Origin of the sequence: Paracoccus aestuariivivens, from assembly GCF_009711225.1 — a bacterium.
Classification (GTDB): Bacteria; Pseudomonadota; Alphaproteobacteria; order Rhodobacterales; family Rhodobacteraceae; genus Paracoccus; species Paracoccus aestuariivivens.
Genome location: NZ_WMIE01000001.1, coordinates 479,532 through 497,640 on the forward strand (window position 1 = coordinate 479,532; position 18,109 = coordinate 497,640).

An 18,109-nucleotide genomic window follows, 5' to 3' on the forward strand; every position below is an offset into this window, starting at 1 on the left:
AGGCGCGAAGGGAAGAGGGCCATGTCATACACTGCACCAGTCGGGCAGATCGCGTTCATTCTGAACAAGGTCGTTGGCCTTCCGGAAGTTTCGAACACCGAGGTTTTTGCCGAAGCCACATCCGAAACCATCAATGCCGTCCTGACCGAGGCCGGCCGGATCGCGACCGAGGTCATCGCGCCGGTGAACCGCTCGGGCGATCTGTCTCCGGCACGGCTGGAAAACGGCGTATTGCGTTCTAGCCCCGGTTTTGCCGAGGCGTTCCATGCGCTGGCCGAGGGGGGCTGGATCGGACTTTCCGCGAATCCGCAGCATGGCGGCATGGGCTTGCCGCAGGCGCTGAACATGGCTGTCAACGAAATGGTCGCCTCGGCCTGTCTGGCGCTGCAATTGAACCCGATGCTGACCCAAGGCCAGATCGAGGCGCTGGAGCATCACGGCAGCGAAGAATTGAAGGCGCTGTATCTGCCCAAGCTGAATTCGGGCGAATGGTCAGGCACGATGAACCTGACCGAACCGGGTGCCGGATCGGATGTCGGGGCGCTGACCACCCGCGCCGAACGGGCCGGGGATGGCAGCTACCGCATCACCGGCCAGAAGATCTTTATCACATGGGGCGACAGCGACGTGACGCAGAACGTCTGCCACCTCGTTCTGGCGCGTCTGCCCGATGGTGGTCCCGGCACACGCGGCATCAGCCTGTTCATGGTGCCGAAACTTATTCCGGACGAAGACGGCAATCCCGGCACGCCGAACGACCTGCGCGTCGTCAGCCTTGAACACAAGCTCGGCATCCACGGCTCGCCCACCTGTGTCATGAGCTTCGAGGGCGCCAAGGGCTGGATCGTCGGGGCCGAGCATAAGGGCATGGCAGCGATGTTCACCATGATGAACTGCGCCCGTCTTGGCGTCGGCATTCAGGGCGTCGCGCAGGGCGAGGCCGCTTTGCAGCAGGCCACGACCTATGCCTTCGAGCGCAACCAGATGGGCCCGATCATCCGCCACCCCGATGTGCGCCGGATGCTGGCCGTTTCGCGTGCCGAGATCTTTGCCGCACGCGCGATCTGTCTGGCTTGCGCGGTCGCCATCGACATGGCCAAGGCAACCGGCGATGCGGAATGGGCCGCGCGCGCTGCATTCCTGACCCCGATCGCCAAGGCTTACGGAACCGATGCGGGCACGCGGGTCGCCGATACGGCGGTGCAGGTGCATGGCGGCATGGGCTATATTGAAGAAACCGGCATCGCCCAATATTTGCGCGACGTGCGGATCACCTCGATCTACGAGGGCACGAACGGCATTCAGGCGATGGACCTTGTCGGCCGGAAATTCGCCGATGGCGGGGTTGCGGCGATGGCTCTGCTGGATGAGATTCTGGACGGCGCGAAAGAGGCACAATCCCAGCACCCCGAACTGGCACATCAGGTCTGGCAGGCCGCCGAAACCCTGCGCGAGACAACGCAGGATCTTCTGGAATGCGATCTGCCCGACCGTTTTGCGGGCGCAGTGCCTTATCTTTCGGCCTTTGCGCGCGTTCTGGGCGCCCATTACCACTTGCGAGCAGCGATCAACGGCGGCAGCGCGACCTTGGCCCGCGTCCATATCTCCCGCGTATTGCCGCAATTTAACGGAGAACTTGCCGCCGCACGCGCCGGAGTTGCCGATCTGGAAGAGCTTGACGATGCCCTTTTCCTCGGTCAGATGGCGGTGTGATCCACACCGAGCCTCATATCCTGCCCGCAAGCGGCGAAGCGCATGAAATCGCGCCGGGGGTGCTGTGGATACAGCTTCCCCTGCCCTTCAAGCCCAGCTTCGTCAACGTCTATGCCCTCCGCGATGCGCAGGGCTGGACATTGATCGACTGCGGCATCGACACCCCCGAGGTGCGCTGCATCTGGCAGGATCTGCTGTGCGGCCCTTTGGCCGATGCGCCTGTCACCCGCCTGATCGTCACCCATCACCATCTGGATCATATCGGCCTTGCCGGCTGGTTCCAGTCGATGGGGGCCGAGTTGTGGACTTCGCGCACGGCATGGCTGATGGCGCGGATGAGCGTTCTGGACGTGCAGGACCGCCCCACCCCGCAGGCCGTGAACTTCTGGCGTGAAGCGGGAATGTCGCCCGAAATGATCGCAGAACGAATGGGCGAGCGCCCGTTCAATATGGCGGATGCCACCGCGCCGCTTCCCCCCGGCTACCGCCGCCTGACCGAGGGGCAGGAGGTCGGATTCGGCAACCGTCAATGGATCGTCCGCATGGGCGAAGGGCACGCCCCCGAGCATGTCACCCTTTGGTCGCTGGACGACGATCTGGTGATCGGGGGCGACCAGCTTTTGTCCTCGATCTCGCCCAATCTTGGCGTCTATCCGAACGAGCCCGACGCCGACAGCGTGGGCGCGTGGATCGATTCCTGCGAGCGACTGCTGGGCTTTGCCCGCCCCGAACAGCTGGTCCTGCCCGGACACAAGTTGCCTTATCGGGGTCTGCCGACCCGCTTGCGCCAGCTGATCGAAAACCAGAACGCAGCCATCGAACGGCTATTATGCGGACTTCGCGAAGACCCCCGCACCACCGTCGGTTGCTTTGACCTGCTGTACCGCCGGATGATCGGCAAGCCCGAGTTCAGTCTGGCCTTGGCCGAGGCGGTCGGTCACATCAACCACCTGCGCGCGACGGGACAGGTGTGGCCCGTAGGCCAGACCAAGGACGGCGCGACCCTTTGGGGGGCGTGACAGGGGGCGGGGCATCAGTTATCCCTTGGCGCGACGCAGCGTTGCAAACAGGGTGACACATGGCCTCGCATCACGAGATCACCGAGCACAAGCACGGTGAAATGGATATCAGCCACCAGCAGAAAACCTTTGCGGGCTTTATCAAGGCCTCGACATGGGTTGCCGGCCTTTCGATCTGCGTCCTGATCTTTATGGCGCTGACGAACGCCTGACCCCACCTTTCGGAGAATTACGATGCAAAGGCGTGCCTTCCTCGCGCTGGCGCTGCCGGCCACGCTTGCGGCTTGCGGTGCGGACAATATCTGGGCCAGCGACGAGTCCGTGCGCAAGGCGCGTTATGTGTCGAACGAGCCCCCCTTGATCACGCTGCTGACGGTGATCGGTATCCCCAAAGGCGAGGGTGGCCATTCCGCCCTGCTGATCAACGGCACGCAGCGCGTGATTTACGATCCGGCGGGCAGCTGGAATCACCCCTCGATCCCTGAACGCCATGATGTGCTTTACGGGATCACGCCGAATTTCAAGAACTTCTACATCGATTACCACGCCCGCCAGACCTATTGGGTGGCCGAGGATACGATCCAGGTCCCGCTGGCCGTGGCCGAGGCCGCGATCCGTTCCGCCGAACAGCAAGGCCCGGCGAATAAAAGTTTCTGTGCCGTCTCGACCGGACAGGTGCTGCGGCGCGTGCCGGGCTTCGAAGGCGCGCCGACCGGTTTTTCGCCTCTGAACCTACGCCGCTGGTTCCTGACCCTTCCGGGCGTCACCAGCCAGAAGCACATGGACGGCGATCCGGCCAACAACCACAACGTCTTGCTGCGCCAGAAGAATGGCGTCGTGACCGGCTACGGCACCGACGGCCAACTTCACGCCATGAGATAAAGCATCCCGAACAGCGCCATCAGGCCCGCGACAATCGCCAACAGCGTGTTGCGGGTCACAAGCCCGACCCCCAATGTCACCGCAGCGGCGGTCAGGCGCACCGGATCGGGCCGCCCGTCTGTCGCGGCGGGCCAGACGACAAGCGGCGCGACAATGGCCGGAAGCACGGCAACAGCGGTATACCGCAAAGAGCGCTCGGCCCATTCAGGGATGGCGCGGTTGCCGATCGCGCCCAGAAATGACCACCGGATCAGGTAGGTTCCGACGCCAAGGACGGCGATGATGAACCAGACTTTCAGGTCGAAACCGCTCATTTCAGGCCTCCGGCTTTCAGCCGCTCGGTCCGTTTCTCGACCCATGCGCCCGTCGCCATCGCCAGCGGCGCAGCCAACAGGATGCCCAATCCCGAGGGCAGCACGGTGAACACCAACGACGCCACGATGGATACGCCAGCGGCCGCGATATGGGCGGCCGAGCGCAGCATCGGCGCGACCATGGCAAGGAAGGTGATCGGCAGCGCGAAATCCAGCGCCCAGCTTTCCGGAATAGCGCGCCCCAGCCGGAAGCCGACCGCGCTGGCAATGACCCAAGGCACACAGGCACAGATCGCCGTGCCAAGGAAATAGGCCAGCCTTTGATCCAGGCGCAGGCGGGGATTCCTCTCGAATTGCTGGATCGACAGGGCATAGGTCTGGTCAATCAGCAGATAGGCGGTCAACGCGCGCTGACGCGGACCGGCATCACCCAACCACGGCACCAGCGAGGCCGAATACATCGCCATGCGCAAGTTCACCGCAAGGGCCGAGACGATGACGATGACCGTGGGCGCATGATCGGTCAAAAGCTGAACGGCGGTGAATTGCGACGCTCCGGCCAGCACCAGCACCGAAAATCCCATGACCTGCGCCAGATCCAGACCGGATTCGGCGGAAAGCACCCCGAACAACAGTCCGAAAGGCACCAGAACCAACAGGAACGGCAAGGATTGGATCACGCCGTGACGCAGGCATTGCGCCGGAGTGCGAGCCAGAGCACGCTTTTGCTCGGGAGAAAGTACGGGTTCGGCCTCGGGCGTCATGGCCGCCGGGCTGTCAGGATAGGTCATGGTGGAAACGGGGCCGTTCGCGCTATGGATCGCCGACAGATTGACCAAAGGCCAAGGCAGGTGCAAGGGTGACCGGGATTTGAGCGCAAAACCGCATGGCCCGATCCGGATCCAGCACGGCGTTCCGCAGCATTTGCGCGGCGCGGCGGCGCGGTTGTATTGGCGTGGTTTCGGCTCGGGGCTGCTGCCGCTGCCTACCCCACCGCGCAAGGGTATTGCGCTGGTCGCCGCCACAATGAACCCCGATAATGCCTTGATCGCGGTAACAGATCGCGGCGCATTGGTCGGCATCGCGGGCCTGCGCGGGCCCTGGGGCGGCTTCCTGTCGCCCTCGGGGCCGGATTTCCATCGCACGTTCGGTCCTTGGCACGGACGGCTGCGGCATCTGTCCAGCAAACTGCATCTCAGCGGCGATGCAACCGCCGATCTGATCCTTGACGGAGTTGCCGTCCGTCCGCAATGGCGCTGCCGCGGCATCGCCCGCGCTTTGGTGGATGTCGCGGCGGGGCGCGCACGTCAACTGGGTCACCCCGCCCTGATGGTCGAAGTTGAGGCACACAACCGCGATGCTTTGGCCGCGTGGCAGGCACTGGCATTCGAGGCTTCGGGTCGACAAAAGCTGGGCTGGCCATGGCGCGCACCGGCCCATGTCATGCGCAGGCCGGTCTAGTCTTTGGCCAAGGTATATGGGCGGCCCAGCATCCCGCAGGTCTGCGCCAGAAGAACGAAGGCCCGACCCGACCGCGACTCGGCCAGAACGGCCAGCACGACCGGATCGTCGATCTCGGCGCGACGGGCCAGAAGCCGGTCGAAATGGCGCAGGAAATGCTGCGCGACATCACGAAAGACCTCGTCCATGCGCATCATTTGGGCGGCAATATCCAGAGCGGAATCGTCTTCGATCACGGCAAGGGCCGACACGGATTCGCCGCGCTGGCCTTCGGCAAATTGGCGCCATAGTTCGGGGTCGGTTTCGGGAATGCCAAGGTCGTCCATATAGACCCCCTGCCCCGCCAGAAGCGTGACGACGTCCTGAGCGGCGCGGATCAGTCGGGCAAGTTCTGGATCGCCCAAGGCCAGCTTCAGACAGCGAATCGCCTCGTGATCGTCGGGGCCGTCCGGAAAATTCAGCGCCCGGACAAGTTCGGTCGGAGTCAGTTCGGGGCTGCGCTGCGTGCCCAGATCCAGCGAATCCTGCCGATTGTCGGCCTGCGGCGCGGGAATGGTCGCGACATGACGCGGAACACTTGCCGAGCGTGGCTTCAAACGCGGTTCCTGATCGGTGACAGGTGGTGCCGCGCTGGCCCTGATGGCGTGCAGGCTGGCGCGCAGATCGTCGGCCTCGGCCCGAAGCAAGGCAAGGCTGCGGGCAGACCAGACCCCGAACCAGATCAGGGCCAAAGGCACCAGCGCCCCCACAAGCCCGACCAGCCATCCGGTCATATCCTGGGGCAACCCGTCAGGGTCGAGCCAGACAAAGATTCCGACCACCACCAGCCAGACCGCGCTGGCAGCGATGCCGATCGAAAGAAGCCGGTCGCGGGATTGGTCTGCCGCGACACGGCGCAGGGTTTCGAGCGCGGTCATACGCCCGAACCCGCTTCAGATGAATTTGATCGCAATGATCTCATACGATTTCCCGCCGCCGGGGGTGACGACCTCAACGCTGTCACCTTCATCCTTGCCGATCAGCGCCCGCGCCAAGGGCGAGCGAATGTTCAGCAATCCGCGCTCCAGATCGGCTTCGGCCTCTCCGACGATCTGGTAGGTGCGCTCTTCTTCGGTGTCCTCGTCCAGCAGCGACACGGTCGCGCCGAACTTGATGCTGCCCGAGAATTTCGACGGATCGATCACTTCGGCCCGAGAGATCAGCCCTTCGAGTTCCTTGATGCGGCCTTCGACGAAGCTCTGCTTCTCGCGCGCCGCGTGATATTCGGCATTCTCGGACAGGTCGCCATGCTCGCGCGCCTCCGCGATGGCGCGGATGACAGCGGGACGGTCGACCGAACGCAGCACGCGCAGTTCCTCGTCCAACTGATCAAAACCCGCACGGGTCATCGGTATCTTTTCCATTCCGGTCCTTCCGGCCGCTCGGCGGCGGCCCACGTCTGCGCGAAACAAGGTGTTGGAACGCCCCCGACCTTTGGGCCGAGGGCGTCTTGAAGTTAGTCGGCATCGTGGCGCGATTGTTCAAGCGTTTCAAGTCCCGCCCAGACCGATCCGCGATCATTTGCCCATGCCGTATGCCTGCCCCGTGGTCAATTGTCAGACAACCGTCGGGTCAGCATTGCCCGCAACGAAACGACGCGCTACCTCTTGCCCGCAGCAAATGAGCCAGGGAGCAAGGGGCCGAGCCATGACCGATATGACCCGCGAGTCGATGGAATATGACGTTGTGATCGTGGGCGGTGGTCCTGCAGGGCTATCGGCGGCAATCCGGCTCAAGCAGATCAAACCCGAGCTTTCGGTCGTGCTGCTGGAAAAGGGCAGCGAGATCGGCGCGCATATCCTGTCGGGCGCGGTGCTGGACACGGCTGGCCTGAACAAGCTGATCCCCGACTGGAAGGAAAAGGGCGCGCCCGTCGAGACCGAAGTGACCGAGGACAATTTCTACATCCTCGGCGAAGGCGGCCAGATGCGCGTGCCAAACTGGCCGATGCCGCCCTTAATGTCGAACCACGGCAAATACATCGTCAGCATGGGCAATGTCTGCCGCTGGCTTGCCGAACAGGCCGAGGCGCTCGAGGTCGAGATTTTCCCCGGCATGGCCTGCTCGCAACTGGTCTATGAAGGCGACCGCGTCGCGGGTGTCGTCGCGGGCGAGATGGGCCTCGAGGCCGACGGCTCCCCCGGCCCGCAATACGAACCCGGCATGGAGCTGCGCGGCAAATACGTCCTGATCGCCGAGGGCGTGCGCGGGTCGCTCGCCAAGGAACTGATCGGCAAATACGACCTTTCCGCCGGACACGAGCCGCAGAAATTCGGCCTCGGCATGAAGGAAATCTGGGAGATCGACCCCGCCAAGGCCAAACCCGGCACAGTCACCCACACGATGGGCTGGCCCTTGGGCAAAAACGCGGGCGGCGGCAGCTTCATCTATCACATCGGCGGCAATCAGGTCGTGGTCGGCTTCGTCGTCCACCTGAATTACGCCAACCCCTATGTCTTCCCCTACATGGAATTCCAGCGTTTCAAGCACCACCCACTGGTCGCGGACCTGCTGGAAGGCGGCAAGCGCGTGGCTTACGGCGCGCGGGCAATCAGCGAGGGCGGCTGGCAGTCGATCCCGAAAATGACCGTTCCGGGTGCGGCTCTGCTGGGCTGCTCGGCGGGTCTGGTGAACGTGCCGCGGATCAAGGGCAACCATAATGCGATGCTTTCGGGTATCGCTGCCGCCGAGGCCGCAGCCGCCGCCATCGCCGAAGGCCGCGAAGGCGACGAGCTGACCGGTTATGAGGCCGAAGTCCGCTCGGGCGAGATCGCACGCGATCTGAAGCCCGTGCGCAACGTCAAGCCGCTCTGGTCGCGTCTGGGCCTGACCGCCAGCCTTGCGCTGGGAGGCTTTGACATGTGGGTCGCGAACCTGACCGGCTGGAACCCGATGGGGACGTGGAAACACGGCAAGACCGATGCCGAGGCGACCGGAAAAGCAGCTGATTTCAAGCCGATCGACTATCCACGCCCCGACGGAAAACTCAGCTTCGACCGCCTGACCAACGTGTCGTTCAGCTTCACCAATCACGAGGAATCGCAGCCCTGCCACCTGCGGCTCAAGGATGCATCGATCCCGATCTCGGTTAACCTGCCGCAATATGCCGAGCCGGCTCAGCGCTATTGCCCCGCTGGCGTCTACGAAGTGCTGGAGGGCGAGGACGGTCCGCGCTTCCAGATCAACTTCCAGAACTGCGTCCATTGCAAGACCTGCGACATCAAGGACCCGTCGCAGAACATCAACTGGACCACGCCGCAGGGCGGTGACGGGCCAAACTACCCGAATATGTGATCTGTCCCGGCGACGCCGCACCTCCCCCGGCGTTGCCCATTTCCGTCGGGGCGGCTAGGGTCACAACGCGTATTGCCAAGGACTGGGCCAAAGCCGTGACGACAAGATTGATCCCGCTGGCGCTGATCGCGCTGACTTCGGTGCCGATGATTGCCGGACCGACCTCTGCCGCTCCGGTGCTGGCCCAACAGGCCGCGCCCGCCACCGAGCAAGCCAAAACGGCAGCAACATCCGGCCCCGCCGCGCGCGGTCTGGCCGGTCCCTATCTTGCCGCGCGTCAGGCCGCGATCGAGAACGACTACATCTACGCCGCGAATTATTACCTGCAAGCCATGGCGCAGGATGATACCGATCCGTTCCTGCAGGATTCGGCGCTGGTCGCGCTGATCTCGGCAGGCGAGATGGAGCGCGCCGGTGCGCTTTCTGTCACTATGTCGGATCAGGGTCGCGCGACCGAACTGGCGCGACTGATGCAGCGCTCGGAACTGGCGCGGGCCGGTCGCTGGCAGGACCTGGTCAATGCCATCGACAAGGCTCCAACGCCCAATAACGGCGAGAACGGCAGCGATACCGGCTCGGCGGGCAACGCGCTTCTGGACAAGATGATGCGGGCATGGGCCCTGCTTGGCGCAGGCAATGCCCGTCAGGCGCTGTCGTCGTTCGAGGAACTCGGCAAAGTGCGCGGCGCGCGTCCGATGGTGAATTACCACCTCGCGCTCGCCAAGGCCGCGGTCGGAGATTACGAAGGGGCCGAGCAACTGCTCGCCGATCCCAATAACGGCGCGCATATCCTTGGCGTCATCGCGCGGGCGCAGATCCTGTCGCAGCTTGAGCGCAACAAAGATGCCATCGCCATGCTCGAGGCCACGCCCGGCCTTAACGAGGAACCCCAGCTTGTCGCGTTGCGCGACCGTCTGGCAAAGGGCGAAACCCTGCCCTTCGATTCCATCCGCACCCCTGCCGACGGGATCGCACAGGTCTTTCTGACCTTCGCCAGCGTCCTCGCGACAAGCGAAGAACCCGATCCGCTGGCTTTGATCCATGCCCGTCTGGCATCGTACCTTTCCCCTGATCTGGGCGAAGCGAACCTGCTTAACGCGCAGATGCTTCAGGGTTTCGGCCAGTTCGATCTGGCCGAGCAGGAATTCGAGCGCCTGCGCGAACGCGGCGACATGCGTCCGATTGCCGAACTGTCCCGCATCGACGCCCTGACCCGCGCCGAGCGGCTTGACGATGCCGAGAAAGCCGCGCTGACGCTAACCGCGGCCTATCCCGATCTCGCTCAGGGCTGGATCGCGCTTGGCGACCTACTGCGACAACAGGATAAATTTGCACAAGCAATTCCGGCCTATGACAAGGCGCTACAACTGATCGGCGACAAGGCCGGTGAAGCGCGCTGGTTTCCGCTTTATGCCCGAGGCATCGCACTTGAGCGCTCGGGCCAGTTCCCCAAAGCCGAAGAGGATTTCCGCGTCGCTCTGAAATTGCGCCCGGATTCGGCGCAGGTGCTGAACTATCTGGGCTACAGCCTTGTCGATCGCGGCGAAAAGCTGGACGAGGCTCTGAAGCTGATCCAGAAGGCCGTCCAGTTGCGGCCCGATGATGGCTACATTCTGGATTCATTGGCATGGGCCTATTACCGCCTTGGTCGCTACGATGAGGCCGTTGTCCCGATGGAACGCGCCGTGGCCGCCATGGCCAGCGATTCGCTGGTGAACGACCATATGGGCGACATCTACTGGATGGTGGGCCGCAAACGCGAAGCGCAGATCCAGTGGCAACGCGCCCTGTCGCTCAACCCCGAGCTCGAATCCGACGCCAAGCGCATACGCGCCAAGCTGGACCGTGGCCTTGACGCCGTGTTGGCCGACGAAAACAGCGGCAAGAAGCCCGTTACGCGCGAACTTGAAATGCCGTCCGAGGCACCGAAGAACTGACCATGACGCTGCCCCGGCGCGAGCTTGCGCCCGCCAAGCTGAACCTGACGCTGCATGTCACCGGCCAACGCGCCGATGGTTATCACCTGCTTGATTCGCTGGTGGTGTTTCTTCAGGTCGCCGATGTGGTGCAGATCGACGCCGGACCGCTGTCACTGGCGCTGACCGGACCATTTGCCGCAGGACTTGCCGGTGACGCCGACAACCTTTGCCTGAAAGCGGCGCGCCTTGCCGGACGCGAGGCCGCAATCACGCTGGAAAAGAACCTGCCCGTCGCCTCGGGCATCGGCGGAGGCTCGGCAGATGCTGCGGCAGTCTTGCGCGCGCTCGGATGCCGTCCCGAACATCCCGAAACCCTTGGCGCGGATGTGCCGGTCTGCCTCGAGGGGCGTCCGGCCCGTATGCAGGGCGTGGGCGAGATGCTGACGCCGGTGCCATCGCTGCCAACGCTACATCTGGTGCTGGTCAACCCGCTGCAAAGCCTTTCAACACCTGCGGTTTTTAGCGCCATGACCCGCCGGGACAATCCCGCTATGCCGGACGCCCTGCCGGAGTTTCCGGATACAGATGCGGTGATCTCGTTCCTCGACACCTGCCGGAACGACCTGCAAGCACCGGCGATCTCGCTGCTGCCGGTCATTGCTGACTGTCTGAGCGCGCTGGACGCGAGCGGCGCTCGCCTGTCGCGTATGTCAGGCTCGGGCGCGACCTGTTTCGGCATTTTCGCGGATCGCGACAGCGCCGAACGCGCCAAGTCGAGGATTGGTGCGGAAAATCCTGATTGGTGGGTGGTCGCATCGGGACTCGCCTCTGCCCCTGCGACACACTAGAACCAACGCCAGATCCGTAAGGGGAATTCGCATGCTTCGTCTTGGCGTGAACATTGACCATGTCGCAACCATCCGTAACGCCCGAGGCACTCCTTGGCCCGATCCGGTGCGCGCCGCCACTTTGGCCGCCGCTGTCGGAGCCGACGGCATCACCGCACATCTACGCGAAGATCGCCGTCATATCTCGGATGCGGATATCGACAATCTGATGGCCAGCCTTAGCCTGCCGCTGAACCTTGAAATGGCAGCGACCATGGAGATGCAGGCCATCGCCCTGCGCCACCGCCCCCACGCCGTCTGCATCGTTCCGGAAAAACGCGAGGAACGCACCACCGAGGGTGGGCTGGATGTCGCCGGAAACGAATCTTTCCTTGCCGATTTCATCGCGCCGCTGCGCGAGGCGGGCTGCCGTGTTTCGCTGTTCATCGGCCATGAAGCCGCGCAGATTCAGGCCTCGGCCCGTATCGGAGCCGCCGTCGTCGAACTCCATACCGGCGCTTACTGCGACTTCGACACCGAAGGCCGCATCGCCGAACGCGACGCCGAACTTGCCGCCCTGCGCGAGGCTGCTGTCCTAGCCGACAGCCTTGGCCTCGAGGTCCATGCCGGTCACGGTTTGACCTTCGACACGGTCGGCCCCATTGCTGCCATTCCGCAGATCAAGGAACTGAATATCGGGCATTTCCTGATCGCCGAGTCGGTTTTCACCGGCCTCGACAACGCGATCCGCGAAATGCGGGCCTGCATGGACAAAGCGCGCAACGCATGATCCTTGGCATCGGCTCTGACCTCGCCAATATCGACCGGATCGCCGCGGTGCTGGAACGCCATGGCGACCGCTTCCGCAAGCGTGTCTTCACCGAGACCGAACTGGCCCTTGCAGCGCGCCGCAAGCTGGAGGCCGCGACGCTGGCCAAACGCTGGGCAGCCAAAGAGGCCTGTTCGAAGGCGCTTGGCACCGGACTTGCGATGGGCATCAGTTGGAAAGACATGGCGGTGCGCAATCTGCGCAGCGGCCAACCGACGATGGAACTGACGGGCTGGGCAGCGGAGCGGCTGAAAGCGATGACGCCCCCCGGTCACCGGACCCGCGTCCACGTCACTTTGACCGACGATCATCCGTGGGCGCAGGCATTCGTCATCATCGAGGCCCTTCCCGACAACGTGAGCGACCCGCCTATTCCGGGCGCTTCCGCTTGACTTTGCTGGGCCCTGCGGCCCATGAACGCGCGACTTCCGCATAAGGGGAATGGCATCCATGGCCAAAAGCGAAGCCCGCAAGGATGGGGGCATCTGGGAAACCGTCAAGACCATCTTCTGGGCGCTGCTGATCGCAGGCGTCTTCCGCACCCTGTTCTTCCAGCCCTTCTGGATTCCGTCGGGCAGCATGAAGGACACGCTGCTGATCGGCGATTTCCTGTTCGTGAACAAAATGGTCTATGGCTATTCCAGCCACTCCTGCCCGATGTCGCTTTGCCCGATCACCGGCCGCCTGTTCGGGTCCGAGCCCCAACGTGGCGACGTTGTCGTGTTCCGTCATCCGACTCGCGGCGACGATTTCATCAAACGCCTGATCGGCCTGCCCGGCGACCGGGTCCAGATGCGTGGTGGGGTGCTTTACATCAACGGCGAAGCCGCGCCTCAGGTTCCGAACGGCACCTTCACCGAGGCTCAGGCCCCGCAAGGTCCGCAAGGCAGCGTGCCCTGCCCCAGCCAGATCCGCGGCGCGTCCGAGGGCCAATGCGTCGCAGAACGCCTGACCGAGACGCTGCCGAACGGCGTCAGCCATGACGTGCTGAACCTGACCGACAACGGCCCGGGCGATAACACGCCCGAATTCACCGTCCCCGAAGGAAACTATTTCTTCATGGGCGACAACCGCGACAATTCGGGCGACTCGCGCTGGCCGGCCTCGGCGGGCGGCGTTGGTATGGTTCCAGCGGAATATCTGATCGGTCGGGCCGACCGGATCATGTTCTCGTCTGCGGGCAAGTCGCTGCTGTATTTCTGGACGTGGCGCGCCGACCGCTTCTTCAAAGCCGTCGATTAAGGAAGAATTGCCGCGGCATAGCTTGCCGTGGCAGGATTGTGACATGAAGATTTCCGCCGAACTGCGCATGTTTACAGAAAGGCTGGGCCATGATTTCGCCCGGCCCGAACTGTTGCAGCGCGCACTGACGCATGGTTCGATTTCGACCGCAACGCGGCCCGACAACCAGCGCCTCGAATTTCTGGGTGATCGTGTCCTTGGGCTGACCATGGCCGAGGCATTGTTCAGCGCCGACCGATCCGCGACCGAAGGCCAGATGGCGCCGCGCTACAACGCGCTGGTCAAGGGCGAGACATGCGCCGCCGTCGCGCGCGAGATCGGGTTGGGCGAGGTCCTGAAACTTGGCCGTTCCGAGATGATGTCGGGCGGTCGCCGCAAGGAGGCCCTGCTGGCCGATGCGATGGAGGCCGTGATCGCCGCCGTCTATCTGGATGCGGGCTTCGAGACGGCACGCAAAGTCATTCTGGCGCTTTGGGCAAATCGGCTCAAGAATGTCGATCAGGACTCGCGCGATGCCAAGACGGCATTGCAGGAATGGGCGCAGGCCAATGGCATGGGACCGCCCCGTTATGTCCAGACGTCACGCTCGGGGCCAGATCACGCACCCGAATTCGAAATCACCGTCCGGTTGGACGATGGCCGCGAAGCCGTCGCCAATGGCAAGGGCACGAAACGCAGCATCGAGCAAGCGGCCGCACAGACCCTGCTTGAGCAGATCGAAGGTTCCAAATGACCGAAACGCGCGCGGGCTTTGCAGCCCTGATCGGCGAACCCAATGCGGGGAAATCCACGCTTCTGAACCAGATGGTCGGGGCCAAGGTCTCGATCGTCACGCATAAGGTGCAGACGACCCGCGCCCGCATCCGCGGCATTGCCATGCATGAAAACGCGCAGATCGTGTTTGTCGACACGCCCGGCATCTTCCGCCCGCGCCGCAGGCTGGACCGCTCAATGGTCAAGGCCGCTTGGGGCGGGGCTGCGGATGCCGATGTCATCTTGTTCCTGATCGAGGCGCATCGCGGCCTGACCGATGGCGCGCAAGCGATCATCGACCAGCTCAAGGAACATGCGGGGAAAACTCCGGTCGCGCTGGTCATCAACAAGATCGACCGCGTCAAGGCCGAGCAGTTGCTGGCCCTGTCCGAAAAGGTCAACGCCGCTTTCGAGTTTGCCGCGACCTTCATGATCTCGGCCGAAAAAGGCTATGGCTGCGGTGATCTGATGGATTGGCTTGCAACCGAGTTGCCCGAAAGCCCGTGGCTTTATCCCGAGGATCAGGTCGCCGACCTGCCGATGCGGATGATCGCGGCGGAAATCACCCGCGAGAAGCTGACCCTGCGCCTGCACGAGGAAATTCCCTACCAACTCACGGTGGAAACCGAGAAATGGGAGGAGAAAAAGGACGGATCAGCCCGCGTCGACCAGATCGTCTATGTCGCTCGTCCGGGCCATAAGGGCATCGTCCTTGGCAAGGGTGGCGAGACCATCAAGGCCGTCGGCCAAGCCGCCCGCGCCGAGATGATCGAGTTCATGGGCCGCCCCGTCCATCTGTTCCTGCAGGTGAAGGTGCGCGAGAACTGGCTGGACGAGGCCGAGCGCTATAACGAGATGGGCCTCGATTTCAAAGACGGCGATGCCTGAGGCAAGGCTGGCGGCTGGGATCTGGGTCTCGGCCTATCTCAAACGCCTGCAACTTGCCGATATCCCCGCCTATGTCATCCGCCACGGCGATGACACTGCGGGGGCCGTGATGGTCAAATGCGCGACGCTGGACGGGCGGGCAAGCCTGTGGGCGCGGGAATGGGATTTCGAGACCGACCAGCGCCCCTGGACGCGGCGCTCAGAGGCATCCGAACCCGAGATCGACGCCGAGATCGCGCGCAATTCCGGCTATGATCCGGACCTCTGGGTGATCGAGATCGAAAGCCGCGACGGGACCACCTTGCTTGATCAGGCCGGACTGGCCTGAACGCCCTGAAATGCCCTAAATCTTGTGGCTTTCCCGTGACATTCCGCCACTGGCCTACTATAAGATGGGAGCCCAAGGCAGGATAAGATGACAATGACCGAACCCGCCACCCAGCCCTCCGAATACGGTGCCGATTCCATCAAGGTTCTCAAGGGCCTGGAAGCGGTGCGCAAACGCCCCGGCATGTATATCGGGGACACCGACGATGGCTCGGGTCTGCATCACATGGTCTACGAGGTCGTGGATAACGGCATCGACGAAGCCTTGGCCGGTCACGCCGATTTTGTCCGCGTCAAGATTCACGCCGATTCCAGCGTCTCGGTCCGCGACAACGGTCGCGGCATCCCCGTCGATATGCACCCGACCGAGGGCGTCTCGGCCGCCGAAGTCATCATGACCCAGCTTCACGCGGGCGGCAAATTCGACCAGAACAGCTACAAGGTCTCGGGCGGTTTGCACGGCGTCGGCGTTTCGGTCGTCAACGCGCTGTCGGACTGGCTGGAACTGCGCATCTGGCGCAACGACAAGGAATATTACGCCCGCTTCGAGCATGGCGACACGGTCGAGCATCTGCGCGTCGTCGGCGATGCTCCGGGCGAGAAGGGCACCGAGGTGCGCTTCATGGCATCCTCGAAGGCCGATGGCGGCGAGGGCACGTTCTCGAACCTCGATTACGTGTTCAAGACTCTGGAAAACCGTCTGCGCGAACTGGCGTTCCTGAATTCGGGCGTGCGTATCATCTTGCAGGACGAACGCCCCGCCGAGCCGCTTCGCACCGAACTGTATTACGACGGCGGCGTGCGAGAGTTCGTGAAATATATCGACCGCTCCAAGACCTCGGTCATGGCCGAGCCGATCTTCATCACGGGCGAAAAGAACGGCATCGGGATCGAAGTCGCCATGTGGTGGAATGACAGCTACCACGAAACCGTCCTGCCCTTTACCAACAACATCCCGCAGCGCGATGGCGGCACGCATATGGCGGGCTTCCGCGGCGCATTGACCCGCGTGATCAACAATTACGCCCAGTCCAGCGGGGTCGCCAAACGCGAGAAGGTCGATTTCACCGGCGACGACGCCCGCGAGGGTCTGACCTGCGTGCTGTCGGTGAAAGTGCCGGACCCCAAATTCTCAAGCCAGACCAAGGACAAGCTGGTCTCGTCCGAAGTTCGTCCGGCCGTCGAAAGTCTGGTCGGCGAAAAGCTGGCCGAATGGTTCGAAGAAAACCCCGGCGAAGCCAAATCCATTGTCGGCAAGATCGTCGAGGCCGCGCTGGCCCGCGAGGCCGCCCGCAAGGCCCGCGAACTGACCCGCCGCAAAACCGCGATGGACGTCGCATCGCTGCCCGGCAAGCTGGCCGATTGTCAGGAAAAAGACCCGGCACTGTCCGAACTGTTCATCGTCGAGGGTGACTCGGCCGGTGGTTCCGCCAAGCAGGGCCGCTCGCGCCAGAACCAGGCCGTGCTGCCCTTGCGCGGCAAGATCCTGAACGTCGAGCGCGCGCGTTTCGACCGGATGCTGTCCTCGGATCAGGTCGGCACGCTGATCACCGCGCTTGGCACCGGCATTGGCCGCGACGAGTTCAATCTGGGCAAGCTGCGCTACCACAAGATCGTCATCATGACCGATGCCGACGTGGACGGCGCGCATATCCGGACGCTGCTGCTGACCTTCTTCTTCCGCCAGATGCCCCAACTGATCGAGGCGGGCCATCTCTATATCGCGCAACCGCCGCTGTACAAAGTTAGCCGCGGGCGGTCCGAGGTTTACCTCAAGGACGAGGCCGCGCTGGAAGATTACCTGATCGAACAGGGCATCGACGGCGCTGCGCTGCGATTGGGCAGCGGCGAAAGCATCTCGGGCGCTGATCTGGCAAGGGTCGTCGACGAGGCCCGCACCGCGCGCCGTATCCTGCGCGCCTATCCGACGCATTACCCCAACCATATCACCGAGCAGGCCGCGATTGCGGGCGCTCTGGTGCAGGGCCGCGTCGATGCCGATGCGCAAGGCGTGGCCGAGGCTGTCGCCAAGCGGCTGGACCTCATCGCTGAGGAATATGAGCGCGGCTGGACCGGCCGTCCCACGCAAGACGCCGGTATCCGCCTGACCCGCCAGCTGCGCGGGGTCGAGGAATCGCGCACGCTGGACGGTCCGATGCTGCGCAGCGGCGAAAGCCGTCGGCTTGGCGCGATGACGGCGGGGCTACAGGAAGTCTATGGCAAAACGGCGCATCTGATCCGCAAGGATCGCGACATTCCGATCCACGGCCCGCTAAGCCTGCTGCAAGCCATCTTCCTTGAGGGTGAAAAGGGCCTTTCGCTGCAACGTTACAAAGGTCTGGGAGAAATGAACCCCGAACAGTTGTGGGAAACCACCCTGGACCCCGTTGCGCGCACCATGCTGCAGGTCCGCGTCGACGATCTGAGCGAGGCTGACGATATCTTCACCAAGCTCATGGGCGACGTCGTCGAGCCTCGTCGGGACTTCATCCAGCAAAACGCTCTTAACGTGGAAAACCTTGATATCTGAGAGATTGAGTTCGCGTTTTTGCGAATTCGATCTCGACAAGTTTACCACATTAAAAAAAGATTAATACGTCTG

Annotated in this window: 19 protein-coding genes; 15 read left to right on the forward strand and 4 right to left on the reverse strand. The window is 63.3% G+C overall.

The window, feature by feature from the left end; all coding sequences use genetic code 11:
• Positions 1-21: 21 nt before the first annotated feature.
• From GL286_RS02420 to GL286_RS02435, 4 genes are read left to right on the forward strand one after another with little or no spacing between them, the layout of a single operon-like run.
• Entirely contained in the window at positions 22-1,713 is a 1,692-nt protein-coding gene (locus GL286_RS02420) for an acyl-CoA dehydrogenase family protein (protein ID WP_155093943.1), read from the forward strand.
• Positions 1,710-2,732 (forward strand): MBL fold metallo-hydrolase, encoded by a 1,023-nt coding sequence (locus GL286_RS02425; protein WP_170295013.1) that lies wholly within the window; start codon positions 1,710-1,712, stop codon positions 2,730-2,732. The genes GL286_RS02420 and GL286_RS02425 overlap by 4 nt, the downstream gene beginning before the upstream one ends.
• Before the next feature lie 59 nt (positions 2,733-2,791).
• Entirely contained in the window at positions 2,792-2,944 is a 153-nt protein-coding gene (locus GL286_RS02430) for an aa3-type cytochrome c oxidase subunit IV (RefSeq protein ID WP_155093944.1), read from the forward strand.
• 22 nt (positions 2,945-2,966) lie between these two features.
• Complete coding sequence (locus GL286_RS02435; protein ID WP_155093945.1) at positions 2,967-3,614, forward strand: hypothetical protein; 648 nt, start codon at positions 2,967-2,969, stop codon at positions 3,612-3,614.
• Here the strand turns inward: GL286_RS02435 and GL286_RS02440 are convergent.
• Together GL286_RS02440 and GL286_RS02445 are read right to left on the reverse strand one after the other, a co-directional pair.
• Positions 3,599-3,928 carry an AzlD domain-containing protein gene (locus GL286_RS02440; RefSeq protein ID WP_155093946.1) on the reverse strand — a complete coding sequence of 110 codons (330 nt, stop codon included), beginning with the start codon at positions 3,926-3,928 and terminating at the stop codon, positions 3,599-3,601. The genes GL286_RS02435 and GL286_RS02440 overlap by 16 nt on opposite strands.
• Positions 3,925-4,719, reverse strand: coding sequence for an AzlC family ABC transporter permease (locus tag GL286_RS02445; protein ID WP_246184803.1), 795 nt, complete (start codon positions 4,717-4,719; stop codon positions 3,925-3,927). The genes GL286_RS02440 and GL286_RS02445 overlap by 4 nt, the downstream gene beginning before the upstream one ends.
• 79 nt (positions 4,720-4,798) lie before the next feature.
• Between GL286_RS02445 and GL286_RS02450 the strand changes: the two genes are divergently transcribed.
• On the forward strand, positions 4,799-5,389 hold the full coding sequence (locus tag GL286_RS02450; RefSeq protein WP_246184804.1) for a GNAT family N-acetyltransferase: 591 nt from the start codon (positions 4,799-4,801) through the stop codon (positions 5,387-5,389).
• Here GL286_RS02450 and GL286_RS02455 read toward each other — a convergent pair.
• Together GL286_RS02455 and greA are read right to left on the reverse strand one after the other, a co-directional pair.
• Entirely contained in the window at positions 5,386-6,306 is a 921-nt protein-coding gene (locus GL286_RS02455) for a hypothetical protein (RefSeq protein ID WP_155093948.1), read from the reverse strand. The genes GL286_RS02450 and GL286_RS02455 overlap by 4 nt on opposite strands.
• 15 nt (positions 6,307-6,321) lie before the next feature.
• Positions 6,322-6,792, reverse strand: a complete 471-nt coding sequence (greA, locus tag GL286_RS02460) for a transcription elongation factor GreA (protein ID WP_170295014.1) — start codon at positions 6,790-6,792, stop codon at positions 6,322-6,324.
• A gap of 283 nt (positions 6,793-7,075) precedes the next feature.
• On the opposite strand from greA, the gene GL286_RS02465 reads away from it, so the two are divergent.
• From GL286_RS02465 to gyrB, 10 genes are all read left to right on the forward strand, one after another.
• Entirely contained in the window at positions 7,076-8,722 is a 1,647-nt protein-coding gene (locus tag GL286_RS02465) for an electron transfer flavoprotein-ubiquinone oxidoreductase (RefSeq protein WP_155093949.1), read from the forward strand.
• Positions 8,723-8,817: 95 nt separating this feature from the next.
• Complete coding sequence (locus tag GL286_RS02470; RefSeq protein ID WP_343038818.1) at positions 8,818-10,659, forward strand: tetratricopeptide repeat protein; 1,842 nt, start codon at positions 8,818-8,820, stop codon at positions 10,657-10,659.
• Positions 10,660-10,661: 2 nt separating this feature from the next.
• Entirely contained in the window at positions 10,662-11,489 is an 828-nt protein-coding gene (locus GL286_RS02475) for a 4-(cytidine 5'-diphospho)-2-C-methyl-D-erythritol kinase (RefSeq protein WP_155093950.1), read from the forward strand.
• A 31-nt stretch (positions 11,490-11,520) separates the two neighbouring features.
• Positions 11,521-12,258 (forward strand): pyridoxine 5'-phosphate synthase, encoded by a 738-nt coding sequence (locus GL286_RS02480; RefSeq protein WP_155093951.1) that lies wholly within the window; start codon positions 11,521-11,523, stop codon positions 12,256-12,258.
• Positions 12,255-12,689 carry a holo-ACP synthase gene (acpS, locus tag GL286_RS02485; protein ID WP_155093952.1) on the forward strand — a complete coding sequence of 145 codons (435 nt, stop codon included), beginning with the start codon at positions 12,255-12,257 and terminating at the stop codon, positions 12,687-12,689. The genes GL286_RS02480 and acpS overlap by 4 nt, the downstream gene beginning before the upstream one ends.
• A gap of 49 nt (positions 12,690-12,738) precedes the next feature.
• The gene (gene lepB / locus GL286_RS02490) at positions 12,739-13,539 is read left to right on the forward strand and encodes a signal peptidase I (RefSeq protein ID WP_155093953.1); all 801 of its coding nucleotides are present in this window, start codon (positions 12,739-12,741) and stop codon (positions 13,537-13,539) included.
• Positions 13,540-13,582: 43 nt separating this feature from the next.
• The gene (gene rnc / locus GL286_RS02495) at positions 13,583-14,272 is read left to right on the forward strand and encodes a ribonuclease III (RefSeq protein ID WP_155093954.1); all 690 of its coding nucleotides are present in this window, start codon (positions 13,583-13,585) and stop codon (positions 14,270-14,272) included.
• Complete coding sequence (era, locus tag GL286_RS02500) at positions 14,269-15,180, forward strand: GTPase Era (protein WP_155093955.1); 912 nt, start codon at positions 14,269-14,271, stop codon at positions 15,178-15,180. The genes rnc and era overlap by 4 nt, the downstream gene beginning before the upstream one ends.
• The gene (locus tag GL286_RS02505) at positions 15,173-15,508 is read left to right on the forward strand and encodes a DUF1491 family protein (RefSeq protein WP_155093956.1); all 336 of its coding nucleotides are present in this window, start codon (positions 15,173-15,175) and stop codon (positions 15,506-15,508) included. The genes era and GL286_RS02505 overlap by 8 nt, the downstream gene beginning before the upstream one ends.
• A gap of 93 nt (positions 15,509-15,601) precedes the next feature.
• Positions 15,602-18,037: a DNA topoisomerase (ATP-hydrolyzing) subunit B gene (gene gyrB / locus GL286_RS02510; protein WP_155094508.1), complete on the forward strand. Its 2,436-nt coding sequence runs from the start codon at positions 15,602-15,604 to the stop codon at positions 18,035-18,037.
• The last annotated feature ends 72 nt before the right edge of the window (positions 18,038-18,109 follow it).

Coding starts and splice junctions, on each gene's coding strand:
- GL286_RS02440 (WP_155093946.1), bottom strand. CDS start 3,928: ATGAGCGGTTTCGACCTGAAAGTCTGGTTCATCATCGCCGTCCTTGGC.
- acpS (WP_155093952.1), top strand. CDS start 12,255: ATGATCCTTGGCATCGGCTCTGACCTCGCCAATATCGACCGGATCGCC.
- GL286_RS02445 (WP_246184803.1), bottom strand. CDS start 4,719: ATGACCTATCCTGACAGCCCGGCGGCCATGACGCCCGAGGCCGAACCC.
- GL286_RS02430 (WP_155093944.1), top strand. CDS start 2,792: ATGGCCTCGCATCACGAGATCACCGAGCACAAGCACGGTGAAATGGAT.
- rnc (WP_155093954.1), top strand. CDS start 13,583: ATGAAGATTTCCGCCGAACTGCGCATGTTTACAGAAAGGCTGGGCCAT.
- lepB (WP_155093953.1), top strand. CDS start 12,739: ATGGCATCCATGGCCAAAAGCGAAGCCCGCAAGGATGGGGGCATCTGG.
- GL286_RS02505 (WP_155093956.1), top strand. CDS start 15,173: ATGCCTGAGGCAAGGCTGGCGGCTGGGATCTGGGTCTCGGCCTATCTC.
- GL286_RS02475 (WP_155093950.1), top strand. CDS start 10,662: ATGACGCTGCCCCGGCGCGAGCTTGCGCCCGCCAAGCTGAACCTGACG.
- GL286_RS02465 (WP_155093949.1), top strand. CDS start 7,076: ATGACCGATATGACCCGCGAGTCGATGGAATATGACGTTGTGATCGTG.
- greA (WP_170295014.1), bottom strand. CDS start 6,792: ATGGAAAAGATACCGATGACCCGTGCGGGTTTTGATCAGTTGGACGAG.
- GL286_RS02420 (WP_155093943.1), top strand. CDS start 22: ATGTCATACACTGCACCAGTCGGGCAGATCGCGTTCATTCTGAACAAG.
- GL286_RS02480 (WP_155093951.1), top strand. CDS start 11,521: ATGCTTCGTCTTGGCGTGAACATTGACCATGTCGCAACCATCCGTAAC.
- GL286_RS02435 (WP_155093945.1), top strand. CDS start 2,967: ATGCAAAGGCGTGCCTTCCTCGCGCTGGCGCTGCCGGCCACGCTTGCG.
- era (WP_155093955.1), top strand. CDS start 14,269: ATGACCGAAACGCGCGCGGGCTTTGCAGCCCTGATCGGCGAACCCAAT.
- GL286_RS02455 (WP_155093948.1), bottom strand. CDS start 6,306: ATGACCGCGCTCGAAACCCTGCGCCGTGTCGCGGCAGACCAATCCCGC.
- gyrB (WP_155094508.1), top strand. CDS start 15,602: ATGACCGAACCCGCCACCCAGCCCTCCGAATACGGTGCCGATTCCATC.